The organism is Pseudomonas macauensis, assembly GCF_047902425.1.
Lineage (GTDB): Bacteria > Pseudomonadota > Gammaproteobacteria > Pseudomonadales > Pseudomonadaceae > Pseudomonas.
Map to the genome: position 1 here is coordinate 448030 of NZ_CP138377.1, position 20716 is coordinate 468745.

The following is a 20716-nucleotide window of genomic DNA, read 5'->3' on the forward strand; positions in this document are numbered from 1 at the left end:
GTTCGGGTTCACAGACGGAAGCGTGCCACCTGCAGTTGCAACTCGTTGCCCAGGCGCGCCAGTTCGGTGCTGGAGCTGGCGGTCTGCTCGCTGGCGGCGGCGGACTGGTCGGCGATCTCGCGGACCTGCACCACGCTGCGGTTGATCTCCTCGGCCACGCTGCTCTGCTGTTCGGCGGCGGAGGCGATCTGCAGGTTCATGCCCTGGATGTCCGCCACGGTGCGGGCAATGGTGCTCAGTGCTTCGCCGGCACGGCGCGTCAGTTCCACCGAGCTGCCGGTCAGGCGACGGCTGCCGTCCATGCGCTGTGCTGCATCCTGTGCGCCGCGCTGCAGGCCGGCGATCAGGCCCTCGATCTCCTCGGTGGACTGCTGGGTGCGCCGGGCCAGGGCGCGCACTTCGTCGGCCACCACGGCGAAGCCACGCCCGGCCTCGCCGGCGCGAGCCGCTTCGATGGCGGCGTTGAGCGCCAGCAGGTTGGTCTGCTCGGCCACCGACTTGATCACGTCCAGTACGCTGCCGATCTTCTCGCTCTCCTTGCGCAGCGACTCCATGGCCTCGGCGGAGCGATCCACCTCGCTGGCCAGGCGGTCGATCTGCGCCACCGCATCCTGCACCACCTGGTCGCCCTGGCGGGCCTGCTGGTCGGCCTGCAGCGCGGCGGCGGAGGCCTGTTCGGCGTTGCGCGCGACTTCCTGCACGGTGGCGGCCATCTCGTGGATGGCGCTGGCCACCTGCTCGGTCTCCACCCGCTGGGCATTGACCCCGGCACGGGTCTGCTCGGTGACCGCCGAAAGCTCGTCGGCGGCCGTGGCCAGCTGGCCGACGCTGCCGCTGAGTTGGCCGATCAGTCGGGCCAGGTTCTCGCGCATGCGCAGCATGACGCGCTGCAACTGCCCCAGTTCGTCCGGGCGTTGCACGTTCAGGTCACGCGCCAGGCTCCGCGACAGGTCGCCTTCTGCAATGTACTCGGCCAGCTCCAGCGCCTCGTGCAGCGGGCGGACGATCTGCCGGTTAATGGCCCAGCCGGAGAGCAGGCCGAAAGCCAGGGCCAGCACGGCGATGAGGATCAACCGGGTCTTGGCGGCGGCGGTTTCCGCCGCGTTACGTTGCAGGGTGTCGTCGTACAGGCGGGTGCTGGCGCCGAGCATCGCCTGGCTGGCGGCGTCCAGGGCCTGACGCGCTTGCTGCGAGGCGCTGCCCCCAGCGCCGGTCAGGCCGTTGAAGGCCGTTTGATAGCCGGTCACGGTCTGGCGTACGGAATTCAGCTTGGCTGCATCGATGTCGCTGCCGCTCAGGCGCTGCTCGATCAGCGTCAGCATCTTCGTGCTCTGCTGCTCGACCCGCTCAGCCTGGGCGCGGTCGCCACCCAGTTCGAACTGCAGGCGGGCGAGGTTGGCCTGCTGGCTGAGATTGCCCAGCTCGGCGATGGTCGCCAGTTGCTCACCGCGTTGGGTCTGGTTGTCCAGGCTGCGCAGGCCGCCGAGCAGGACCAGCAGCGTGAGGAACAGGAGGATGCCGAATCCCACCACCAGCTTGAGGCTGACGTTCAGACGTCCCAGCTGGACTACTAACCAATCGTACATGTCGAAAGCTCCAGAAAGGCTTCGCCACGGGATCGACGGCCCGGGGCAGGGAGGATCGGGATGGGGCAGGTGAGGCGGATTTTCTCGGGGCGCATCTGTGTGCGCCAGAGAGTATCGGCGGCTATTTCGGAAACTAAAGGTCGGATATGGTCACGATATGTTCGTGGCGACGCCCGCATGCCCTACGAGAAGCCCCCCAGGAATGTAGGGCGTATAACGTTCGACGTTATACGCCGCCTGGCCTTGTCATCCGGCCATACGGACTTCGACCGGAAAGCAGTCACCGAGCGCTTCGAACCACCTCCATGCGCCAACCGACGATCACGGTGTATCGGCGTACAACCGCGAACGGTTGTACGCCCTACGGAAAGAGAAAGGCCCGCATTGCGCGGGCCTTCTTCAGCACGGCAGGAATCAGACGCGGAAGCGGCTGACCAGCATCTGCAGTTCGTTGCCCAGGCGCGCCAGCTCCATGCTGGAAGCGGCGGTTTCCTCGCTGGCGGCGGCGGTCTGCTCGGAGATGTCGCGCACGTTCATCACGCTGCGGTTGATCTCCTCGGCCACGGCGCTCTGCTGCTCGGAGGCGGCGGCAATCTGCTGGTTCATCGACTGGATGGTCGACACGGTGCGGGTGATGGCGTCCAGGCGCTCGCCGGCACGGCGGGTCAGGTCGACGGTGCTGACGGTCAGTTCGCGGCTGGTTTCCATCATCTGTACGGCCTGCTGGGTGCCGCTCTGCAGGCCGGCGATCAGCTCCTCGATTTCCTCGGTGGAGGACTGGGTGCGCTGCGCCAGGGCACGTACCTCGTCGGCCACCACGGCGAAACCACGGCCGGCGTCGCCAGCGCGTGCGGCTTCGATGGCGGCGTTGAGCGCCAGCAGGTTGGTCTGTTCGGCCACCGCCTTGATCACGTCCAGCACACTGCCGATCTTCTCGCTTTCGCGCTTGAGTTTGAGGACCGACTCGTTGGAGCGGTCGACCTCGCTGGCCAGGCGGTCCATCTGCCCCACGGCCTCGTTCACTGCACCTTCGCCGTCGCGGGCCTGGCGGTCGGCGGCGGAGGCGGCCTCGGAGGCCTCCTCGGCGTTGCGCGCGACTTCCTGCACGGTGGCGGCCATTTCGTTCATGGCGGTGGCGACCTGGTCGGTCTCGGTCTTCTGGTTGTTGACCCCGGCACTGGTCTGCTCGGTGACCGCGGAAAGCTCCTCGGCCGCGCTGGCGATCTGCGTCACGCCGTCGTGGATGCGGCCGATCAGCTCGCGCAGGGACAGGTTCATACGCTGCATGCTCTTCTGCAACTGGCCCAGCTCGTCGGAGCGACTGGTGTGGATGTCGCGAGAGAGATCGCCGTCGGCGATGCGTTCGGCGTGGCCCAGCACCTCGCGCAGCGGATTGACGATCTGCCCGGTGATGATCCAGGCGGCGATCAGGCCCAGCACCAGGGCGATCAGCGCGGAGAGGCCGAGCAGGGTCTTGGCCTGGGCGACGCCGGCATCGCGCTTGGCGGTTTCGCTGACGGTGAGTTCATTGCTGATCTTCTCGATCTGCACGCCAGCGTCGCGCATGCGATCACGGGCGGCCTGGCTGGCGTTGACCTCGGTGCGGTAGGTATCGAGTGCCGCGCGGTAGGCGGCCAGGGCATCGAGGGCGCTCTGGTAGTCGGCGGCCAGGTCGGCGGGAGCATGCTGCATGCCCGTTTGTACGGCCTGGGTGGCCTGCTGGAGGCCGTCGACGGCGGTATTTTCCAGCGCGGGATTGTCGACGCTGGTGTAGGCAAGCACCTGGAAGCGCGCTGCCATCACCTGGCGGCCCAGGCTGGCCAGTGTCTGCAGTTGCTGCAGGCTTTCGCTGCTGTCACTGGCGACCAGTTTCTGCTCGGCCTTCTCCAGGCCGCCGGTGATGAGCGCGGCATTGCGGATGAGGTTCTGCTTGGCGGCGTCACGGGCCGCGAAGGACTTCAGCAGTTCGTCATACAGCCGGCGGTACTCCGCGGACAGCTCATGCTGCTGGTCCAGCTTGCGGCGGTCCTGCGCTTCGCTGAACTTGTCGTAGAGGGCCTTGTGGCGCTGGTCCAGCTGGTCCAGGGCGTCGACCACCAGCTTGGCGTCTTCCGGCGCGCGGGTGGACTGGAACTTCAGGCGGGCGATGCGCAGGTCCTTGGCGCCGGCCACCAGCTCGGAAATCTCGCCGAGCTTGTCGCCACGGTTGATCACGTTGCCCAGGTTGATCCAGCCGGTGAGGGCGATCAGCAGGGTGAGCAACAGCACCAGGCCGAAGCCTGCGGCGAGTTTGAGTTTGACAGTCAGGTTGTTGAACCAGCGGAACATGGCGGTGGGGCTCCAGCGATGAACAGGGCCGGTACGCATGGCTGAGCGGGAGATGCGCAGAGTGGGAGCGACCGGTATTGCGGATATCGGCGCCTGCGCTCGGAACTGAAGCCTGTCGCGGTGTTTTTCTGACTGGTGGTTCACGCTGGACACCGCATGGTTGCTGGCCTGGAGCCAGCCTGGACTAGAACAGGCGTGCCAGGAGCGCGGTGACGGCGGTTTCGACGCGCAGGATGCGCTCGCCGAGCTGGACGGGGTTGAGCCCGGCTTCGCGGAGCTTTTCCACTTCGTAGGGAATCCAGCCACCCTCCGGGCCGATGGCCAGGGTGACGGGCTCGGCGAGGGCGCGCGGGCACTCGGGCCAGGGGCCAGGGTGGCCGATCAGGCCGAGGCTACCGGCGGCCAGGGCGGGCAGGCGGTCCTCGACGAAGGGCTTGAAGCGCTTCTCGATGATCACCTCCGGCAGCACGGTGTCGCGGGCTTGTTCCAGGCCGAGGATCAGTTGCTCGCGCACCGCCTCGGGTTCGAGGAAGGGGGTCTGCCAGAAGCTCTTTTCCACCCGGTAGCTGTTGAGCAGCACCAGGCGCGGCACGCCCATCGCGGCCACGGTCTGCAGCACGCGGCGGAGCATCTTCGGGCGGGGCAGGGCGAGCAGCAGGGTGAGCGGCAGCTTGGCCGGCGGCGCCTGGTCGAAACTGACCCGCAATTCGGCTTCGTTGGCGTCCAGGCGCAGCAGGCGGCCTTCGCCCATCAGGCCGCCGAGGCGGCCGACACGCAGGCTGTCGCCGCTTTCGGCACGGTGGACTTCCTGCATGTGGGTAAGGCGGCGGTCGCGCAGGATCACGCGATCCGCCGCGACGAAGTCGGCGTCGTCGAGCAGCAGCAGGTTCACGGACGGGTAGCCGGCGGCTGGTCGCCCTTGGACTCGTCTTCTTCCGTCTCCGGGCCGCGCTTGCGGATCAGGTGGCTGAACAGCACGCCGGCCTCGAACAGCATCCACATCGGCACCGCCAGCAGGGTCTGCGACAGCGGGTCCGGCGGGGTGAGGATCATGCCAACGACGAAGCAGCCGATGATCACGTAGGGGCGGATCTTCTTCAGGTAGGCCACGTCGACCACCCCGATCCACACCAGCAGCACGGTGGCCACCGGAATCTCGAAGGCCACGCCGAAGGCGAACAGCAGGGTGAGGAAGTCCAGGTAGCTGTTGATGTCGGTCATCGGCGTCACCCCTTCCGGGGCCTGGCCGAGGAAGAAGTGGAACATCAACGGGAACACCAGGAAGTAGGCGAAGGCCATGCCGGCATAGAACAGCACGATGCTGGAGGCCAGCAGCGGCAGGGCGACGCGCTTCTCGTGCTTGTACAGGCCCGGCGCGATGAAGCCCCAGACCTGGCCGAGGATCACTGGCATGGCCAGCAGCACGGCGACGATCATGGTCAGCTTCAGCGGCGCGAGGAAGGCCGACGCCGGGTCGATGGCGATCATCGTCGCGCCTTCGGGCAGGAAGCGCCGCAGCGGCTCGGAAGCCAGGGCGTAGATCTTCTGCGAGAAGTACAGCAGGCCGATGAAGATCACGAAGATCGCGATCACGCAACGCAGCAGGCGGGTGCGCAGCTCGGTCAGGTGCGAGACCAGGGGCATTTCCTGGTCGTTTTCGGGCTGGTCGGGTTTTTCGGCGCTCATGGGTTACGCGGCGTCTCGGACGAAGCGGGCGGCTGGCTCGCGGCGGTCGGTTGGCTGGCTTCCGGCGCTTGTGGCGCGGCGGCAGGCGCCGATTCCGGGGTGGCCGGCGGGACGATGCCCGCGCCCGGCAGGCTGTTCAGGCGGCTGTTGGGCGCGATGGTCGGCGCCGCGGGTGGCTCGATGGGCGCGCCCTGACCTTCGGGCTGGGCCGGCTGCTGCGGGTTGAAGGTTTCCCGAGCCTGGAATTGCAGGTCGGTCAGCGGCGCCATCAGCTTCTTGGCTTCCTGTTCCATCTGCAGGATGTGTTCGTTGTGCAGCTGACGGCGGATTTCGTCCGCACCCAGCTCACGCTCCACTTCCGTCTTGATGGCGTTGAAGCTGCGCTTGAGCCGGCCGATCCACAGCCCGGCGGTGCGCGCGGCACCGGGCAGGCGGTCAGGACCGAGCACCAGCAGGGCGACGAGGCCCACCAGCAGCAGTTCGCTGAAGCTGATACCGAACATGGTTTATCCCATCAGTCCTTGCGAGCCGGCTCTTCGACCTTCTGCGCCGTGGCGTCGATGGTGTGCGGTTGGTTCAGCGGCGGGGTGCCGGCAGCGGCGTTGGGGTCTTTCTTCTCGTCTTCCTCGGTATTCATCGCCTTGCGGAAGCCCTTGATGGCTTCGCCGACGTCCGAACCCAGGTTCTTCAGGCGCTTGGTGCCGAAGACCAGGACCACGACGATCAGGATGACGACCCAGTGTTTCCAGTCAAAGATGCCCATCTTGTTCTCCTTGAGGTAATCGGGTTCAGGCCGACGGTTGGCGGGCTGCCTTCTCGTCGTGCCCGGAAAGGCCGAAGCGGCGGTCCAGCTCGTCCAGTACCGCCTGTGGGTGCTGGCCGAGGGCGGCGAGCATGACCAGGGAGTGGAACCAGAGGTCGGCCGTTTCGTAGATCAGGTCCGTGCAGTCACCGCTTGCGGCGGCGTCCTTGGCGGCCAGGATGGTTTCCACCGACTCCTCGCCGACCTTTTCCAGAATCTTGTTCAGGCCCTTGTGGTACAGGCTGGCCACGTAGGAGCTGTCCGGTGCGGCATTCTTGCGCGCTTCGAGGACTTCCGCCAGACGGGCGAGGGTATCAGTGCTCATGGGGTTTTCCTGTACCTACGTGGGAGTAGATGGCATCCGGGTCCTTCAGGACCGGGTCGACGGTCTGCCAGGCGCCGTTCTCGAACACCCGGTAGAAGCAGCTTTCGCGACCGGTATGGCAGGCGATGCCGCCCAGTTGCTCGACCATCAGGATCACCACGTCGGCGTCGCAGTCCAGGCGCAGTTCGTGCAGCTTCTGCACGTGCCCGGAATCCTCGCCCTTGCGCCATAGCTTGCCGCGCGAGCGCGACCAGTAGATGGCGCGGTTTTCCGCCGCGGTCAGGGCCAGGGCCTCGCGGTTCATCCAGGCCATCATCAGCACGCGACCGGTGCGATGGTCCTGGGCGATCGCCGGCACCAGTCCATCGGCATTCCACTTGATTTCGTCCAGCCAGTCTTTCATCTCGGGTTCCGTACGGCGGGCACACGCGGTGCCCGGAGCCACTGTCTACAACGCTTAAGTGTGCCAGCCGGGGCGGCGACTGGCTATCGGCGCAGGATCAGATATAGACCGCCGGCCAGCATCGCCCAGGCCGGCCAGGCCGCGAGGCTGTGGGTGGCCAGGCCGGTTTCGGCGGCGCCGGCGACCAGCACCGCGCCAATCAGACGCGCCGGCCAGGCGCTGGCCATGCCTGCCTGGCCGTTGCCGTCGCGGGCTTCGTTCTGCGGTTCGCGGGACAGCCGTTCGAGCGTGTCGCGGGTCATCTGCGCGAGGTGCGGCAGCTGCTCAATGTGTTGCTGGGCGTTGCGCAGCAACTGGCCGGGGCTGACGCGGTCGCGCATCCAGCGTTCGAGGAAGGGCTGGGCGGTGGTCCACAGGTCCAGCTCCGGGTAGAGCTGGCGGCCCAGGCCTTCGATGTTCAGCAGGGTCTTCTGCAGCAGCACCAGCTGCGGCTGCACTTCCATGTTGAAGCGCCGCGCGGTCTGGAACAGGCGCAGCAGCACCTGGCCGAAGGAGATGTCCTTGAGCGGCTTCTCGAAGATTGGCTCGCACACGGTACGGATCGCCGCTTCGAAGTCGTTGACCTTGGTCTCGGCCGGTACCCAGCCCGAATCGATGTGCAACTGGGCGACCTTGCGGTAGTCGCGCTTGAAGAAGGCGATCAGGTTGCGCGCCAGGTAGTCCTGGTCCTCGTCGGTGAGGCTGCCGACGATGCCGCAGTCCACCGCAATGTACTGCGGGCTCCAGGGCGTACGGGTGCTGACGAAGATGTTGCCCGGGTGCATGTCGGCGTGGAAGAAGCTGTCGCGGAACACCTGGGTGAAGAAGATCTCCACGCCACGTTCGGCCAGCGCCTTGAAGTCGGTGCGCTGGTCGCGCAGGGTGTCCAGGTCGGTGACCGGGATGCCGTAGATGCGCTCCATCACCAGCACCTTGGGGCGGCACCAGTCCCAGTAGACCTGGGGTACGTAGAGCAGCGGCGAGCCGTCGAAATTGCGCCGCAGCTGCGAGGCGTTGGCGGCTTCGCGCAGCAGGTCGAGCTCGTCGTAGATGGTCTTCTCGTAGTCGCTGACCACTTCCGCCGGGTGCAGGCGGCGGGCGTCGGCGGAGATGCGTTCGGCGGTGCGGGCGAGGATGTGCAGCCAGGCGATGTCGGAGCGGATCACCGGCTCCAGGTTCGGGCGGATCACCTTCACCACCACTTCTTCGCCGCTCTTGAGCTGCGCGGCATGGACCTGGGCCACCGAGGCCGACGCCAGCGGTTCGCGCTCGAAGCGCGAGAACACCTGCTCGATCTTCGCCCCCAACTGCTCCTCGATGCGCGCCACGGCGAGCTCGGGCGGGAAGGGCGGAACCTTGTCCTGCAGGCGCGCCAGCTCGTTGGCGATGTCGTCCGGCAGCAGGTCGCGGCGGGTGGAGAGGATCTGGCCGAACTTGATGAAGATCGGCCCGAGGTCTTCCAGGGTCAGGCGCAGGCGCTCGCCGCGCGTGAGCTGCAAGGGTTTGCGCGGCAGCCAGCGCCACGGCAGCAGTCCGCCGACCAGTCGCAGCCACCAGGGCAGGAAGGGCAGTTCGAGGACCATGTCGTCGAGTCGGTAGCGGATCGCCACGCGCTGGATGCGCAGCAGGCGGCGGAAGGCGAGCAGCTTCATGCGTCGGGCTTGATCTTCTGGGTCAGGCGGGTAATCCGCGCGTCGAGGCGGTCGAGGGATATCTTCAACTGGTCCAGCTCTTCGAAGCGGGCTTCGGCTTCATGCTGGCCGACCAGGGTACGGCTTTCTTCGGCCAGGTAGTCGGCCAGGCTCAGGCGCAGGCTTTCCAGGCTGTCGCCGGCCCAGGCCATGCCGCCGCGCAGGCGCGCGCCGAGCAGGTGCGCGGGCACCGGGCCGAGCCAGCGGGAGACTTCGTATTCCCAGTCCAGCTCCAGGCTCTGCAGGATGTCGGCAATCTCCAGCAGCATGGCGCTGTCGCCGCTCATCTCGACTTCCGGGCTGTGCAACACGCGGGTCTTGTCCCGCGCCAGGGCCAGTTGCAGCAGGCTGCCGGCTGGTGCGCGCAGGGTGCAGTCGACTTCGGCCTCAAAGTGCGCGGCCAGGTGCAGACCGTCGGCGTCGGGGAGGATGAATAGCCTGAGCGCGGGCGCCTGGCAGTCCACCTCCAGCACTTCGCCGGCCAGTCGGCCCAGGCGCTGCAGCGCCACGCCGTCCAGCCGCAGGACGCGGTTCAGGGTGGCTTCGGCGCTGGCCAGCACGGCCTGGGTCAGCAGGGTCATCAGGGCTTGATGCCGCGATGCAGGGCGACGATACCGCCGGTCATGTTGTGGTAGGTGACGCGGTCGAAGCCGGCTTCCACCATCATCGACTTCAGGGTTTCCTGGTCCGGGTGCATGCGGATCGACTCGGCGAGGTAGCGATAGCTTTCCGAATCGTTGGTGACCAGCTTGCCCATCAGCGGCAGGAGGGTGAAGGAGTAAGCGTCATAGGCCTTGGACAGCAGGCTGCTGGTGGGCTTGGAGAATTCCAGTACCAGCAGGCGGCCGCCCGGCTTGAGCACGCGCAGCATGGAGCGGATGGCTTCGTCCTTGTGGGTGACGTTGCGCAGGCCGAAGGCGATGGTCACCGCGTCGAAATGGTTGTCCGGGAAGGGCAGCTTCTCGGCATCGGCCTGGACGAAGCTGACGTTGCCGGCAACGCCGCTGTCGAGCAGCTTGTCGCGGCCGACCTTGAGCATCGAGGCGTTGATGTCGGCCAGCACCACTTCGCCGGTCGGGCCGACCAGGCGGGAGAACTGGCGGGTCAGGTCACCGGTGCCACCGGCGATGTCCAGCACCCGGTTGCCGGCGCGCACGCCCGACAGCTCGATGGTGAAGCGCTTCCACAGACGGTGGACGCCACCGGACATCAGGTCGTTCATCAGGTCGTACTTGGCCGCCACCGAGTGGAAGACCTCGGCGACCTTCTCGGCCTTCTCGCTCTCGCGCACGGTCTTGTAGCCGAAGTGCGTGGTGGGATCGGCGCTGTCCTGGCCGGCTTGGGGCTTGCGCGGTTCGCTCATGGCATTTCTACCCTGGAAGTCAGTGGCGGGCATTCTAACAGGAAGCACGGAAAACGCCGCCCCGCTCGCAGCCCGGGCGGGGTGCGGCGATACGGCGCGGCGCGTATGATCGCGGAGTCAGTCAGTCACGGAGTCCCAGCATGTCCCGTATCCACGTCGAACGTCCCCATTCCCTCGGCCGCGAGGCCGCCCGCGCCAAGGCAGAGAAGCTTGCCGACAAGCTCACCCGCGAGCACGGCGTGAGCAGCGAGTGGCAGGGCGACACCCTGGTGATCAAGCGCAGCGGCGTGGACGGGCGCATCGAGGTGGGCGAGGACAAGATCGCGGTGGACGTGAAGCTGGGCCTGATGCTCTCGGCCATGAGCGGCCTGCTCAAGGGCGAGATCGAGCGCGCGCTGGACAAAGCGTTGGCGTGATTCTCTGCGGCCCCGTTCCCCACGGGGCCATGCCGTTTTGCGGACGGCGCCGGCGCTCCCGCGAACGCTGGTATGTGTTTTCTAATTTTCCCCGATACCTTGGCTCACAGTCCCGCCTTTCGCGGGCAGCTATTCGACATCATCGAATCTGAATCCTGTGAGGTGCCACCATGGCCAAGGCTGTCAGCAAGAAGAAAGTCGCAGAACTCGAATCCTCCCTCTACTCCGACGCCAAGCACTACGCGCGGCAGATCTGGCTCGCGGGCCTGGGCACCTACGCCAAGGTCGGCCACGAAGGCAGCGAGTACTTCAAGGAACTGGTCAAGTCCGGCGAGTCGGTGGAGAAGAAGGGCCGCGAGCTGGTCACCACCCAGATCGATGCCGCCAATGACAGCGTCAAGGGCCGCCTGCACGGCGTGAAGGCCAAGTTCAACCTGGACAAGATCGAAGAGGCTTTCGACGTCCGCGTCGCTGCCGCTCTCAATCGCATCGGAATTCCCTCCAGGCGTGATGTAGCGGCGCTCTCTGCTAAGCTGGATTCGCTGAGCGAAGCGCTCGAGCGTGTCGCGAGAACTCAATAAGGAGAGCAGGATGGCTGGCAAAAAAACTACCGATAAAGAGTCCAGTTGGATCGGCGAGATCGAGAAGTACTCGCGGCAGATCTGGCTGGCCGGCTTGGGGGCCTACTCGAAGGTCAGCAAGGACGGCAGCAAGTTGTTCGAGACCCTGGTCAAGGACGGCGAGAAGGCTGAAAAGGAAGCCAAGACCGAAGTGGACAAATCCGTTGGCGCGGTGAAGTCTTCCGCGCGTTCGGCCAAGTCCAAGGTCGAGGCAGTCAAGGGCAAGGCGATCGACAAGTGGGGCGAGCTGGAGGAAGCGTTCGACAAGCGTCTGAACAGCGCGATTTCCCGCCTGGGCGTGCCGAGCCGCAATGAGGTGAAGGATCTGCACAGCAAGGTCGAGAGCCTGACCAAGCAGATCGAGAAGCTCACGGGCGTCAGTGTGAAGCCCGCCGCGAAACCGGCTGCCAAGGCTGCCGCCAAGCCTGCAACCAAGGCCGCTGCCAAACCCGCCGCGAAAGCCGCAGCCAAGCCGGCCGCGAAACCCGCTGCGAAGACCGCTGCTGCCAAACCTGCTGCCAAGCCTGCGGCGAAACCGGCCGCCAAGCCGGCTGCTAAAGCTGCTGCGAAGCCTGCTGCCAAGGCTGCCGCCAAACCGGCTGCGAAGCCGGCGGCCAAGCCCGCTGCAAAACCGGTCGCCAAGGCTGCTGCCAAGCCCGCTGCGGCGAAGCCTGCCGCTGCGAAACCGGCTGCCGCGAAGAAGCCGGCGGTGAAGAAAGCCGCTGCGCCCAAGCCTGCTGTTGCCAAGCCTGCTGCCGCCAAGCCGGCGACTCCGGCCGCCACTCCGGCACCGGCGGCGCCTGCCGCTGCTCCGTCCGTGACGCCCGCTGCCGCTCCGGTGACGCCGCCGACCCAGGCCTGATAAGCCTGTCGCCGTACCCACGCCCGGCCCCGTGCCGGGCGTTTTCATTTCAGCGTTCCAGGTAGCGCTCGGCCAGGCGCTCGGCGAACAGCCGCGACTCTTCCCGCAGGTGCGGAGCCACCAGCATCATCACCTGGTAGACCACATGGCGCACGTCGCCCGGGTGGCCGAGGATGCGCTGGTAATCGAGGGAGAACAGCAGGGTCAGGGTGATCTGCTCGACCAGTTGTCCGAGGGATTCGGTATCGCTGCGCAGTTCGCCGCGGGCCTTGAGCTGCGCCAGCAGGGTCGCCAGGGTGCGCTTGAGTCCGTTGAGCCAGCTGCGCATGCCGCGCGCCAGCTTAGGCAGGCGCCCGGCGAGGTTGGAGAGGTCCTGGAACAGGAAGCGGTAGTGCGCCAGCCGCTCGACGATCAGGTGCAGGAACAGCCAATAGTCCTCGGCGCCCAGGCGGACGTCTTCCGGTGGGTCCAGCAGCGGCGCCAGCTCGTCCTGGAAGCGCTCGAACAGCGCCAGCACCAGCGGCTCCTTGCCGTGGAAGTGGTAGTAGAGGTTGCCGGGACTGATGCCCAGCTCGGTGGCGATCTCCAGGGTGGAGACATTGGGTTCGCCCCGCTCGTTGAACAGCAGCAGAGCACACTCGAGGATCCGGTCGCGCGTTTTCATCCGTGTTCTGGTTCTGGCCGCAGTGGGGCCGACGATAGCTTCAGGGGAGGGTGGCTGCCAATCGGCCGATTTCAAACTTCCGCATGGTGCTGCCTAGGCACGCCGCATGGGCGCGAATCGCGGGCATGGCCCGCTCCCGCAACTACAGGGGAACTCCTTCGTAGGATGGCGTGGCGCGAAGCGATACCCATCAGTGGTGCATGCCCGTGACTCGATGGGTATCGCTTCGCGCCACGCCATCCTACAGATGCCTCTCACCGTGCCAGCTGCAGGTGCGGAGGGAACAACCCGCAACGGGTTGTCCGCTCAACGCACGTGCACGTAGGTGCCCGGCGCATCTTCCTTCGCCGGGTACTCGGCGTTGCCCAGCTCGAAACTCACCGGTCGGCGCTCGCCGGAACGCTGCTGTATCCATTCCAGCCACAGCGGCCACCAGCTGCCTTCGTGGCGCTGGGTGTCGTAGTACCAGGCGCGCGGGTCGGAGCTGAGCTTGCCGTTGTCGAAGTAGCAGGCCTTGGGGTTGCCCGGCGGGTTGAGGATGCTCTGGATGTGCCCGCTGTTGGACAGGATGAAGCGGCTCTCGCCGCCCAGCAGCAGGGCCGAGCGATAGACCGCGTCCCAGGGCGTGATGTGATCGGTGATGCCGGCGACGTGGAAGTTGTCCACCGCGACCTTCTTCAGGTCGATGGCCGTGCCGTTGACTTCCATCGCTCCCGGCCGGGCCAGCGGGTTGTGCTTGAAGAAGTCGAGGAAGTCGCCGTGCAGCGCGGCCGGCAGGCGGGTGTTGTCGTTGTTCCAGTAGAGGATGTCGAAGGCCGGCGGCTCCTTGCCCAGCAGGTAGTTGTTCACCCAGTAATTCCAGATCAGGTCATTGGGCCGCATCCAGGCGAACACCTTGGCCATGTCGCGGCCGTCCAGCACGCCCTGCTGGTAGGAGCGGCGCTTGCTGCTTTCCAGGGTCTGCTCGTCGGCGAACAGTGCGGCGGGGGTTTCCACCTGGCTGTCGAGCAGGCTCACCAGGTAGGTGGCGCTGGCGATCTTGCGCAGCTGCCGGCGCGCCTGCAGATGCCCCTGCAGCGCAGCGATGGTCAGACCGCCGGAGCAGGCGCCCATCAGGTTGACGCTGCGGCTGCCGGTGATCGAACGGCAGGCTTCGATGGCCTCGTCCAGCGCGCTGACGTAGGTCGACAGGCCCCACTCGCGGTGGCGCGCATCGGGGTTGCGCCAGCTGACCATGAAGACCTGCAGATTGTTCTTCAGGGCGTACTGGACGAAGCTCTTCTCCGTCGTCAGGTCGAAGATGTAGTACTTGTTGATCTGCGGCGGCACGATCATCAGGGGCTTGGCGTGCAGGTGCTCGCCCATCGGCTTGTACTGGATCAGCTCCAGCACTTCATTGCGGAACACCACGGCGCCGGGCGTGGTGGCGACGTTATGGCCGATCTCGAAGGCGTTGCGGTTGACCTGGCTGGGCATGCCGCCGTTGTGCATCAGGTCGTCGAGCAGGTGCTGCGCACCCTTGAGCAGGCTCTGGCCGCCGGTGTTGAACAGTTCCTTCACCGCCAGCGGGTTGAGCAGGGTGTTCGACGGCGAGGCGGCATCGGACAGGATCGACAGCAGAAAGCGCGCGCGGGCGCGGTCGTCGCTGTCCAGGTCGCTCTCGTCGATCCATGCCAGCAACTGCTTCTGCCAGGCCAGGTAGGCCTGCACGGTGCGCCGGTAGATCGGGTTGAGGCGCCAGGACGGGTCCTGGAAGCGCGCGTCCTGCGGATTGGGTTGCAGCGGCGAGTCGCCGATCAGCACCCGGCCCATCTGCTTGCCGAAGGCTGCCAGGTGCCGCGCCGAGTGGATCGGCTGGCGCACCCCCTGCACAGCGAGCAGGCGCAGGGTGGACAGCAGGTCCTTGCCGCGCAGGCCGACGATGGCGCTCTGCGCATTCATGAACTCGGTGGGGACGGGGACGTTACCCGGCTCAGCTTTCTCTCGCATGAATTGCACTCCGAAAATGGGCCGACCTGATAATGGCAAAGCAAGGCCTGTACCGGAGTCAGGGAGACCCCATCGCAGGCGGCTGCCGCCGGTTCGAGGGATGCACGGGTATCGACGCAAGAGGAAAAACTGCTCGAAAACAGAGCAGCGGATCAGCAGTCGGGCAGCAGTCGGCCTCCTTTTGGGGCGACCCGGAGCTGCTGTCCCGAATCAGGCGCTACGTGTCGATACCCGCGAACACGCCTGTTTGTTGTTAGTAACTGCGAAACGATTGGTCAAGGCAGGGTGCCTGCCGGCCATGACGAAGCCATGACACCTAGCTGGCCTTTGGCGTGAACGGTCGCGGGTGGATGATTGCGCGCTGCCGCTCCTCCTGGAGGAACTTCATGATGATCGGCGCCACGGTCTCGGCGCGGGTCACCAGGAACAGGTGGCCGTCGTCGATCACGTGCAGCTCGGCGTTGGGGATGCGCCAGGCGATCAGGCGCATGTTGATCAGCGGGATGATCGGGTCGTCATCGCCAGCCAGGACCAGTGTCGGCTGGCGGATCTTGTGCAGCCAGTGGATGCTGGTCCAGCCAAGGCCCGCGAAGAGCTGCCAGTAGTAGCCCATCTTGCCCGAGGAGCGCGCCTTGCTGGCGAACGCCAGGGCCAGCTTGGGATCGCGGCGGAAGGCGCCGCCATAGATGTCCGGGGCGATATGTATGCCGTAGGACGGCTGGATATAGCGGCGTGGACTGGCCATGCGCCAGAGCACCTTGGGCTTGCCGGGCACCATCACCGCGCCGGCGGCGGTGGCGGCGAGGATCAGCTTCTTGCAGCGCTCGGGGTAGTCATGGGCGAACTGCTGCGCCAGCGCGCCGCCCCAGGACACGCCGATGGCCGTCACCTGGCCGTAGTCCAGGTAGTCGAGCATCCGCGCGGCCAGCTTGGCCAGGCCGGGGAAGCGGTACGGCGTGTTGGGCGTGGACGAGCCGCCGACGCCGGGGACGTCGAAGGCGATCACCTCCAGGTCCGGGTCCAGCGCGGCAACGAAGGGAAATACCAGTTCCAGGTTGGCGCCGATGCCGTTGAAGATCAGCAGCGGCGTCATGTGCTCCTTGCCCGGCCGCACGGCGGTGCGGATGGTCTGCCCGTCGAGTTCGATGGTGCGGAACTCGAAGGGCTGGGCAGCCGGCGCCTTGTCCGGCAACACCTCCGGGCTGCTGCGCCGGGTTTTGGCGCGGCGGGGCCCGGCGACCACTTCGGTGGTCGCTGTCGGTTGCGGGGAGGCGTCGTCCAGGGCGGCGTCGACGGGCGGGACAGGTTCTGTCTTCATCGTTCGTGTACGTAGGTTCCGGGGGCGGCTTCGGCGGCCGGGTGGGCCTTGCTGCCCAGTGCGGTAGGCGCCTTGCGGGTCTTGCCCGAGCGCTCGGCCAGCCAGTTCTGCCAGTGCAGCCACCAGGAGTCGGCGTGCTTGCTGGCGTTTTCCTGCCAGGTCTTCGGATCGGTGGAAAGCTCCGGTCCGGTCATGAAGCGTGCCTTGGGGTTGCCCGGCGGGTTGAGGATGCTCTGGATGTGCCCGCTGTTGGACAGGATGAATTCACACTTGCCACCCAGCAGCCGCGCGGAGCGGTAGCAGGCTTCCCAGGGCGTGATGTGGTCGGACAGGCCGGCCACGCAGTAGAAATCGCAGGTGACCTGCTTGAGGTCGATTGGCGTGCCGGACACTTCCAGGGCGCCTGCGCGGGTCAGCGGGTTGGTCTTGAACATCTCCACCAGCTCGCCGTGCAGCGCGGCTGGCAGGCGGGTGGTGTCGTTGTTCCAGAACAGGATGTCGAAGGCCGGTGGCTCGTTGCCCAGCAGGTAGTTGTTGACCCAGTAGTTCCAGATCAGGTCGTTGGGGCGCATCCAGGCGAACACCTTGGCCATGTCCTTGCCTTCCAGCACGCCGGACTGGTACGAGCGGCGCTTGGCGGCTTCCAGGGTTTTCTCGTCGGCGAACAGCGCGACCTGGGTGTTCAGCTCGAAGTCGAGCACGCTGACCATCTGGGTGAAGGCGTGCACCTTGTCCTCGCCCAGGGCCGCGTAGTGGCCCAGCAGCGTCACGGTGGTGATGCCGCCGGAGCAGGCGCCGAGCATGTTCAGGTCCTTGCTGCCGGTGATGGCCAGGACCACGTCGATGGCTTCCTTGAGCGCCTCGATGTAGGTGGTCAGGCCCCACTCGCGCTGCGCCTTGGTCGGGTTGCGCCAGCTGACGATGAAGGTCTGCACGCTGTTGCGCAGGCAGAAGCGCGCCAGGCTCTTCTCCGGCGACAGGTCGAAGACGTAGAACTTGTTGATCTGCGGCGGCACCACCAGCAGCGGGCGCTCGTGCACGCTCTCGGTGATCGGCTTGTACTGGATCAGTTCCAGTACGTCGTTGCGGAACACCACTGCGCCTTCGGTCAGGGCCAGGTTCTTGCCGACCTCGAAGGCTTCCATGTTCACCTGGCTGGGCATGCCGCCGTTGTTCACCAGGTCCTTGGCCAGGTGGGTGAGGCCGTCGAGCAGGCTCTTGCCGCCGGTCTCGAAGAAGCGTTTGACCGCCGCCGGGTTGGACAGCGTGTTGGTCGGCGCCATGGCCTCGGTCATCAGGTTGATGACGAACTGGCCGCGGCTGATGTCCTGGGCCGACAGGTCGCTGTCGCCGATCCATGAATGCAGTTCCTTGCGCCAGGCCAGGTAGGTCTGCAGGTAGCGGCGGTAGAGCGGGTTCTGGCTCCAGGCCGGGTCGTTGAAGCGACGATCATCGTCGGCCGGCTTGAGTTCGGACTTGCCAAGCAGCACGTTCTTCAGCTCTAGGCCGAAATGGGTCACGTGCTTGGCACTGTGGAAGGGCTGCTTGATCGCTTGCAGCAGCACCATGCGGGCAGACGTAAGCAGGTCCTTGCCGCGAATGCCGATCACCGGGTTGAGGTTGAGTGTGTTTTCCGCGGCTTGCTGAGGCAGATCGTTGTTCTTCTTCTGGGTCATCGGCGACGCTCCATTGTCCTGAGACGAATACTGGCGAGGCTCATCTGGAGTGACGCGGCCAAGTACTGCTCGGGTTGGCGGAACGTGGAGAACACTCCACGCGGTTCATCACTTGGCGGCGTCACTGGAAGTCAGGAACCTCAAGTGCGATGCATTGCACTGTCTTGGTTACCCGAGTTTCCTTCACCGCGCAAGCTGGTGCAGCGTGGGCCTTCTCCTAGGAGTATGTCGGGAAAAGTTAGAAAACGCGCTCTAGAGAGGGGGGATCTTCCGAACTCGTCCACGGCAACCACGCAAGAACCAGTCTGCATGGCGAATGTTGCAAATGGCGTGCCCCGGAATGATTGCCCGACGAAGGTTTGTGCGGAGGGCGGAAGTTTCGAATTACTTCTAGCGGTAATTTGTCTTGGCTAGGACTGTGGGATGGCGTGGAGCGAAGCGATGCGCGTCACAACGACGAAGAGCATCGCGGACGGAGTCCGCTCCTACGAGAGCCGCACCGGAGTCGATCTGTAGGATCGAACTTGGTTCGCGATTGCGCCCGTGGGGCGCTCCTACAGGGAAAGCTGTCAGAGCATCAGCTTGACCACGGACTCCGACGGATCGCGCGACTTGCCTGCTTTCTCCAGCTGCGCCAGGTAATCTGCCCACATCTCGTCCTGGCGGGTGCACAGCTCGTAGAGGTAGTCCCAGGTGAACAGGCCGCTGTCGTGGCCGTCGTCGAAGGTCAGCTTGAGCGCGTATTGCCCGGCGGGCTCCAGTCCGGATAGGCCGACATTGAGCTTGCCGACCTGCAGCACCGGATTGCCATGCCCCTGCACCTCCGCCGAAGGGGAGTGCACGCGTAGGAACTCGGCCGAGAGGTCGTAGGACTGCTCCCCATAAGTCAGCGAAAGCTTCTTCGAGGCCTTGTGCAGCTTGATGGCGGTGGGAATGCGCATGGACGGCTCCTGATACGTGCGTGTGGCCATTGTAGCGCCGGCGCAAACGAGCGGGGCGCCCAGAGACGCCCCGTCGCAGCGATGCGGATCGCTTACAGGATGTAGCGGGACAGGTCTTCGTCCTGGGCCAGTTCGCCCAGGTGGCCGTTGACGTAGGCCGCGTCGATCACGATCGGCTTGTCGCTGTGCTCGCTGGCCAGGTCCGCGGCATCGAAGGAAACCTCTTCCAGCAGGCGTTCGAGCAGGGTGTGCAGGCGACGGGCACCGATGTTCTCGGTCTTCTCGTTGACCTGGTAGGCGATCTCCGCCAGGCGCTTGATGCCGTCGGCGGCGAACTCGATGCCCAGGCCCTCGGTGTTGAGCAGTGCGGTGTACTGCTCGGTCAGCGAGGCGTGCGGCTCCTTGAGGATGCGCTCGAAGTCGCTCGGGGTCAGGGCTTTGAGCTCGACGCGGATCGGCAGGCGGCCCTGCAGTTCCGGCACCAGGTCGCTGGGCTTGGACAGGTGGAACGCGCCCGAGGCGATGAACAGGATGTGGTCGGTCTTCACCATGCCCAGCTTGGTGTTCACGGTGCAGCCTTCGATCAGCGGCAGCAGGTCGCGCTGCACGCCCTCGCGGGAGACGTCGGCGCCGCCGGTGTTGGCGCGCTTGGCGATCTTGTCGATCTCGTCGATGAAGACGATGCCGTTCTGCTCCACCGCTTCCAGGGCGCGGGCCTTGAGGTCTTCTTCATTGACCAGGCGCTGGGCTTCCTCGTCGCGGATCAGCTTCATGGCCTCGGCGACCTTCAGCTTGCGGGTCTTGCGCTTGCCCTTGCCCATGTTGGAGAAGAGGTTCTGCAGCTGGTTGGTCATTTCTTCCATGCCGGGCGGGGCCATGATTTCCACGCCCGAGGGAATGTCGGCCACTTCGACGTCGATTTCCTTGTCGTCCAGCTGGCCTTCGCGCAGGCGCTTGCGGAACAGCTGGCGGGTGTTGGAGTCCTCGCGCGGCGGCTCGTCGCCGAAGCCCCCGGTGCGCGCCGGCGGCAGCAGGGCGTCGAGGATGCGCTCTTCGGCGGCGTCTTCGGCGCGGTACTTCACCTTCTGCACTTCCTGCTCGCGGAGCATCTTGATCGCGGCATCGGCGAGGTCGCGGATGATCGACTCGACGTCACGGCCGACGTAGCCGACCTCGGTGAACTTGGTCGCTTCGACCTTGATGAAGGGGGCGTTGGCCAGCTTGGCCAGGCGACGGGCGATCTCGGTCTTGCCGACGCCGGTCGGGCCGATCATCAGGATGTTCTTCGGCGTCACCTCGGCGCGCAGCTCGGCGGGCAGCTGCATGCGCCGCCAGCGGTTGCGCAGGGCGATGGCCACGGCGCGCTTGGCGTCTTCCTGGCCGATGATGTGACGGTTGAGTTCGTGGACGATCTCACGGGGAGTCATGGACATTTGATGCGTTACTCCGGAACGACAACGCCTCAGATGGCGCTGTCGAGCTCCTCGATGGTCAGGTTCTGGTTGGTGAACACGCAGATGGAGCCGGCGATGTTCAGGGCGGTCTCGGCGATCTCGCGGGCGCTCATGTCGTCGCTGGCCTTCTGCAGCAGGGCCATGGCCGCTGCCTGGGCGAAGCCGCCACCGGAGCCCATGGCGATCAGGCCATGCTCGGGTTCGACCACGTCGCCGTTGCCGGTGATGATCAGGGAAGCGTCCTTGTTGGCCACGGCGAGCATGGCTTCCAGTCGGCTCAGGGAACGGTCGGTGCGCCAGTCCTTGGCCAGTTCGACGGCGGCGCGCACCAGGTGGCCCTGGTGTTTTTCCAGTTGCTGCTCGAAACGTTCGAAGAGGGTGAAGGCATCGGCGGTGGCGCCGGCGAAGCCGGCCAGCACTTCACCGTGGTACAGGCGGCGGACTTTCTTCGCGTTGCCTTTCATCACGGTGTTGCCCAGGGAAACCTGGCCGTCGCCGCCCATGACGACTTTGCCGTTACGGCGGACAGATACGATGGTGGTCAAGGGTCTTA

General features: G+C 65.9%; 21 protein-coding genes and 1 pseudogene. 3 read left to right on the top strand and 19 right to left on the bottom strand.

The annotated features are described in order from the left end of the window. Positions 1-8 precede the first annotated feature (8 nt). The 12 genes and pseudogenes from SD196_RS02055 to ubiE form a co-directional block, all read right to left on the bottom strand. Positions 9-1586 carry a methyl-accepting chemotaxis protein gene (locus tag SD196_RS02055; RefSeq protein WP_343578134.1) on the bottom strand — a complete coding sequence of 526 codons (1578 nt, stop codon included), beginning with the start codon at positions 1584-1586 and terminating at the stop codon, positions 9-11. Positions 1587-2000: 414 nt separating this feature from the next. Further along, positions 2001-2873, bottom strand: coding sequence for a methyl-accepting chemotaxis protein (locus SD196_RS02060; RefSeq protein ID WP_416311709.1), 873 nt, complete (start codon positions 2871-2873; stop codon positions 2001-2003). A 48-nt stretch (positions 2874-2921) separates the two neighbouring features. After that, a pseudogene (locus tag SD196_RS02065) lies at positions 2922-3953 on the bottom strand (methyl-accepting chemotaxis protein); the annotation flags it as partial. A gap of 145 nt (positions 3954-4098) precedes the next feature. Continuing rightward, on the bottom strand, positions 4099-4806 hold the full coding sequence (locus tag SD196_RS02070) for a 16S rRNA (uracil(1498)-N(3))-methyltransferase (RefSeq protein ID WP_275609824.1): 708 nt from the start codon (positions 4804-4806) through the stop codon (positions 4099-4101). Beyond that, a complete protein-coding gene (tatC, locus tag SD196_RS02075; RefSeq protein WP_331315705.1) occupies positions 4803-5600 on the bottom strand; it encodes a twin-arginine translocase subunit TatC in 798 nt (265 codons plus the stop codon). The genes SD196_RS02070 and tatC overlap by 4 nt, the downstream gene beginning before the upstream one ends. After that, complete coding sequence (gene tatB, locus SD196_RS02080) at positions 5597-6103, bottom strand: Sec-independent protein translocase protein TatB (protein ID WP_343578136.1); 507 nt, start codon at positions 6101-6103, stop codon at positions 5597-5599. Before tatB ends, tatC begins: the two co-directional genes overlap by 4 nt. An 11-nt stretch (positions 6104-6114) precedes the next feature. Next, entirely contained in the window at positions 6115-6363 is a 249-nt protein-coding gene (locus SD196_RS02085; protein WP_275609827.1) for a twin-arginine translocase TatA/TatE family subunit, read from the bottom strand. Positions 6364-6388: 25 nt separating this feature from the next. Continuing rightward, positions 6389-6727 carry a phosphoribosyl-ATP diphosphatase gene (locus tag SD196_RS02090; RefSeq protein WP_045212901.1) on the bottom strand — a complete coding sequence of 113 codons (339 nt, stop codon included), beginning with the start codon at positions 6725-6727 and terminating at the stop codon, positions 6389-6391. Further along, complete coding sequence (hisI, locus tag SD196_RS02095; RefSeq protein WP_024766215.1) at positions 6717-7130, bottom strand: phosphoribosyl-AMP cyclohydrolase; 414 nt, start codon at positions 7128-7130, stop codon at positions 6717-6719. The genes SD196_RS02090 and hisI overlap by 11 nt, the downstream gene beginning before the upstream one ends. Positions 7131-7213: 83 nt before the next feature. Further along, the gene (gene ubiB / locus SD196_RS02100) at positions 7214-8821 is read right to left on the bottom strand and encodes a ubiquinone biosynthesis regulatory protein kinase UbiB (protein WP_275609828.1); all 1608 of its coding nucleotides are present in this window, start codon (positions 8819-8821) and stop codon (positions 7214-7216) included. Further along, positions 8818-9444, bottom strand: a complete 627-nt coding sequence (locus SD196_RS02105; RefSeq protein WP_275611868.1) for a ubiquinone biosynthesis accessory factor UbiJ — start codon at positions 9442-9444, stop codon at positions 8818-8820. The genes ubiB and SD196_RS02105 overlap by 4 nt, the downstream gene beginning before the upstream one ends. Next, a complete protein-coding gene (gene ubiE, locus SD196_RS02110; protein ID WP_275609829.1) occupies positions 9441-10223 on the bottom strand; it encodes a bifunctional demethylmenaquinone methyltransferase/2-methoxy-6-polyprenyl-1,4-benzoquinol methylase UbiE in 783 nt (260 codons plus the stop codon). Before ubiE ends, SD196_RS02105 begins: the two co-directional genes overlap by 4 nt. 140 nt (positions 10224-10363) lie before the next feature. Between ubiE and SD196_RS02115 the strand changes: the two genes are divergently transcribed. From SD196_RS02115 to SD196_RS02125, 3 genes are all read left to right on the top strand, one after another. Further along, positions 10364-10639, top strand: coding sequence for a polyhydroxyalkanoic acid system family protein (locus SD196_RS02115; protein ID WP_275609830.1), 276 nt, complete (start codon positions 10364-10366; stop codon positions 10637-10639). 170 nt (positions 10640-10809) lie between these two features. Then, entirely contained in the window at positions 10810-11220 is a 411-nt protein-coding gene (locus SD196_RS02120) for a phasin family protein (RefSeq protein WP_275609831.1), read from the top strand. Positions 11221-11230: 10 nt separating this feature from the next. Further along, positions 11231-12121 carry a phasin family protein gene (locus SD196_RS02125; RefSeq protein WP_343578138.1) on the top strand — a complete coding sequence of 297 codons (891 nt, stop codon included), beginning with the start codon at positions 11231-11233 and terminating at the stop codon, positions 12119-12121. A 49-nt stretch (positions 12122-12170) separates the two neighbouring features. Here SD196_RS02125 and SD196_RS02130 read toward each other — a convergent pair whose 3' ends face one another. The 7 genes from SD196_RS02130 to hslV form a co-directional block, all read right to left on the bottom strand. Further along, the gene (locus SD196_RS02130; protein WP_275609833.1) at positions 12171-12785 is read right to left on the bottom strand and encodes a TetR/AcrR family transcriptional regulator; all 615 of its coding nucleotides are present in this window, start codon (positions 12783-12785) and stop codon (positions 12171-12173) included. 306 nt (positions 12786-13091) lie between these two features. Continuing rightward, complete coding sequence (phaC, locus tag SD196_RS02135; RefSeq protein WP_416311013.1) at positions 13092-14774, bottom strand: class II poly(R)-hydroxyalkanoic acid synthase; 1683 nt, start codon at positions 14772-14774, stop codon at positions 13092-13094. Positions 14775-15090: 316 nt separating this feature from the next. Further along, a complete protein-coding gene (phaZ, locus tag SD196_RS02140; RefSeq protein ID WP_275609835.1) occupies positions 15091-16092 on the bottom strand; it encodes a poly(3-hydroxyalkanoate) depolymerase in 1002 nt (333 codons plus the stop codon). After that, positions 16089-17768, bottom strand: coding sequence for a class II poly(R)-hydroxyalkanoic acid synthase (phaC, locus tag SD196_RS02145; RefSeq protein ID WP_275609836.1), 1680 nt, complete (start codon positions 17766-17768; stop codon positions 16089-16091). The genes phaZ and phaC (SD196_RS02145) overlap by 4 nt, the downstream gene beginning before the upstream one ends. Positions 17769-18337: 569 nt before the next feature. Beyond that, on the bottom strand, positions 18338-18709 hold the full coding sequence (locus SD196_RS02150; RefSeq protein WP_275609837.1) for a DUF971 domain-containing protein: 372 nt from the start codon (positions 18707-18709) through the stop codon (positions 18338-18340). Between the two features lie 92 nt (positions 18710-18801). Further along, entirely contained in the window at positions 18802-20142 is a 1341-nt protein-coding gene (gene hslU, locus SD196_RS02155; protein WP_331315725.1) for an ATP-dependent protease ATPase subunit HslU, read from the bottom strand. Positions 20143-20171: 29 nt separating this feature from the next. After that, positions 20172-20708 carry an ATP-dependent protease subunit HslV gene (gene hslV / locus SD196_RS02160; RefSeq protein ID WP_275609839.1) on the bottom strand — a complete coding sequence of 179 codons (537 nt, stop codon included), beginning with the start codon at positions 20706-20708 and terminating at the stop codon, positions 20172-20174. Positions 20709-20716 lie beyond the last annotated feature (8 nt).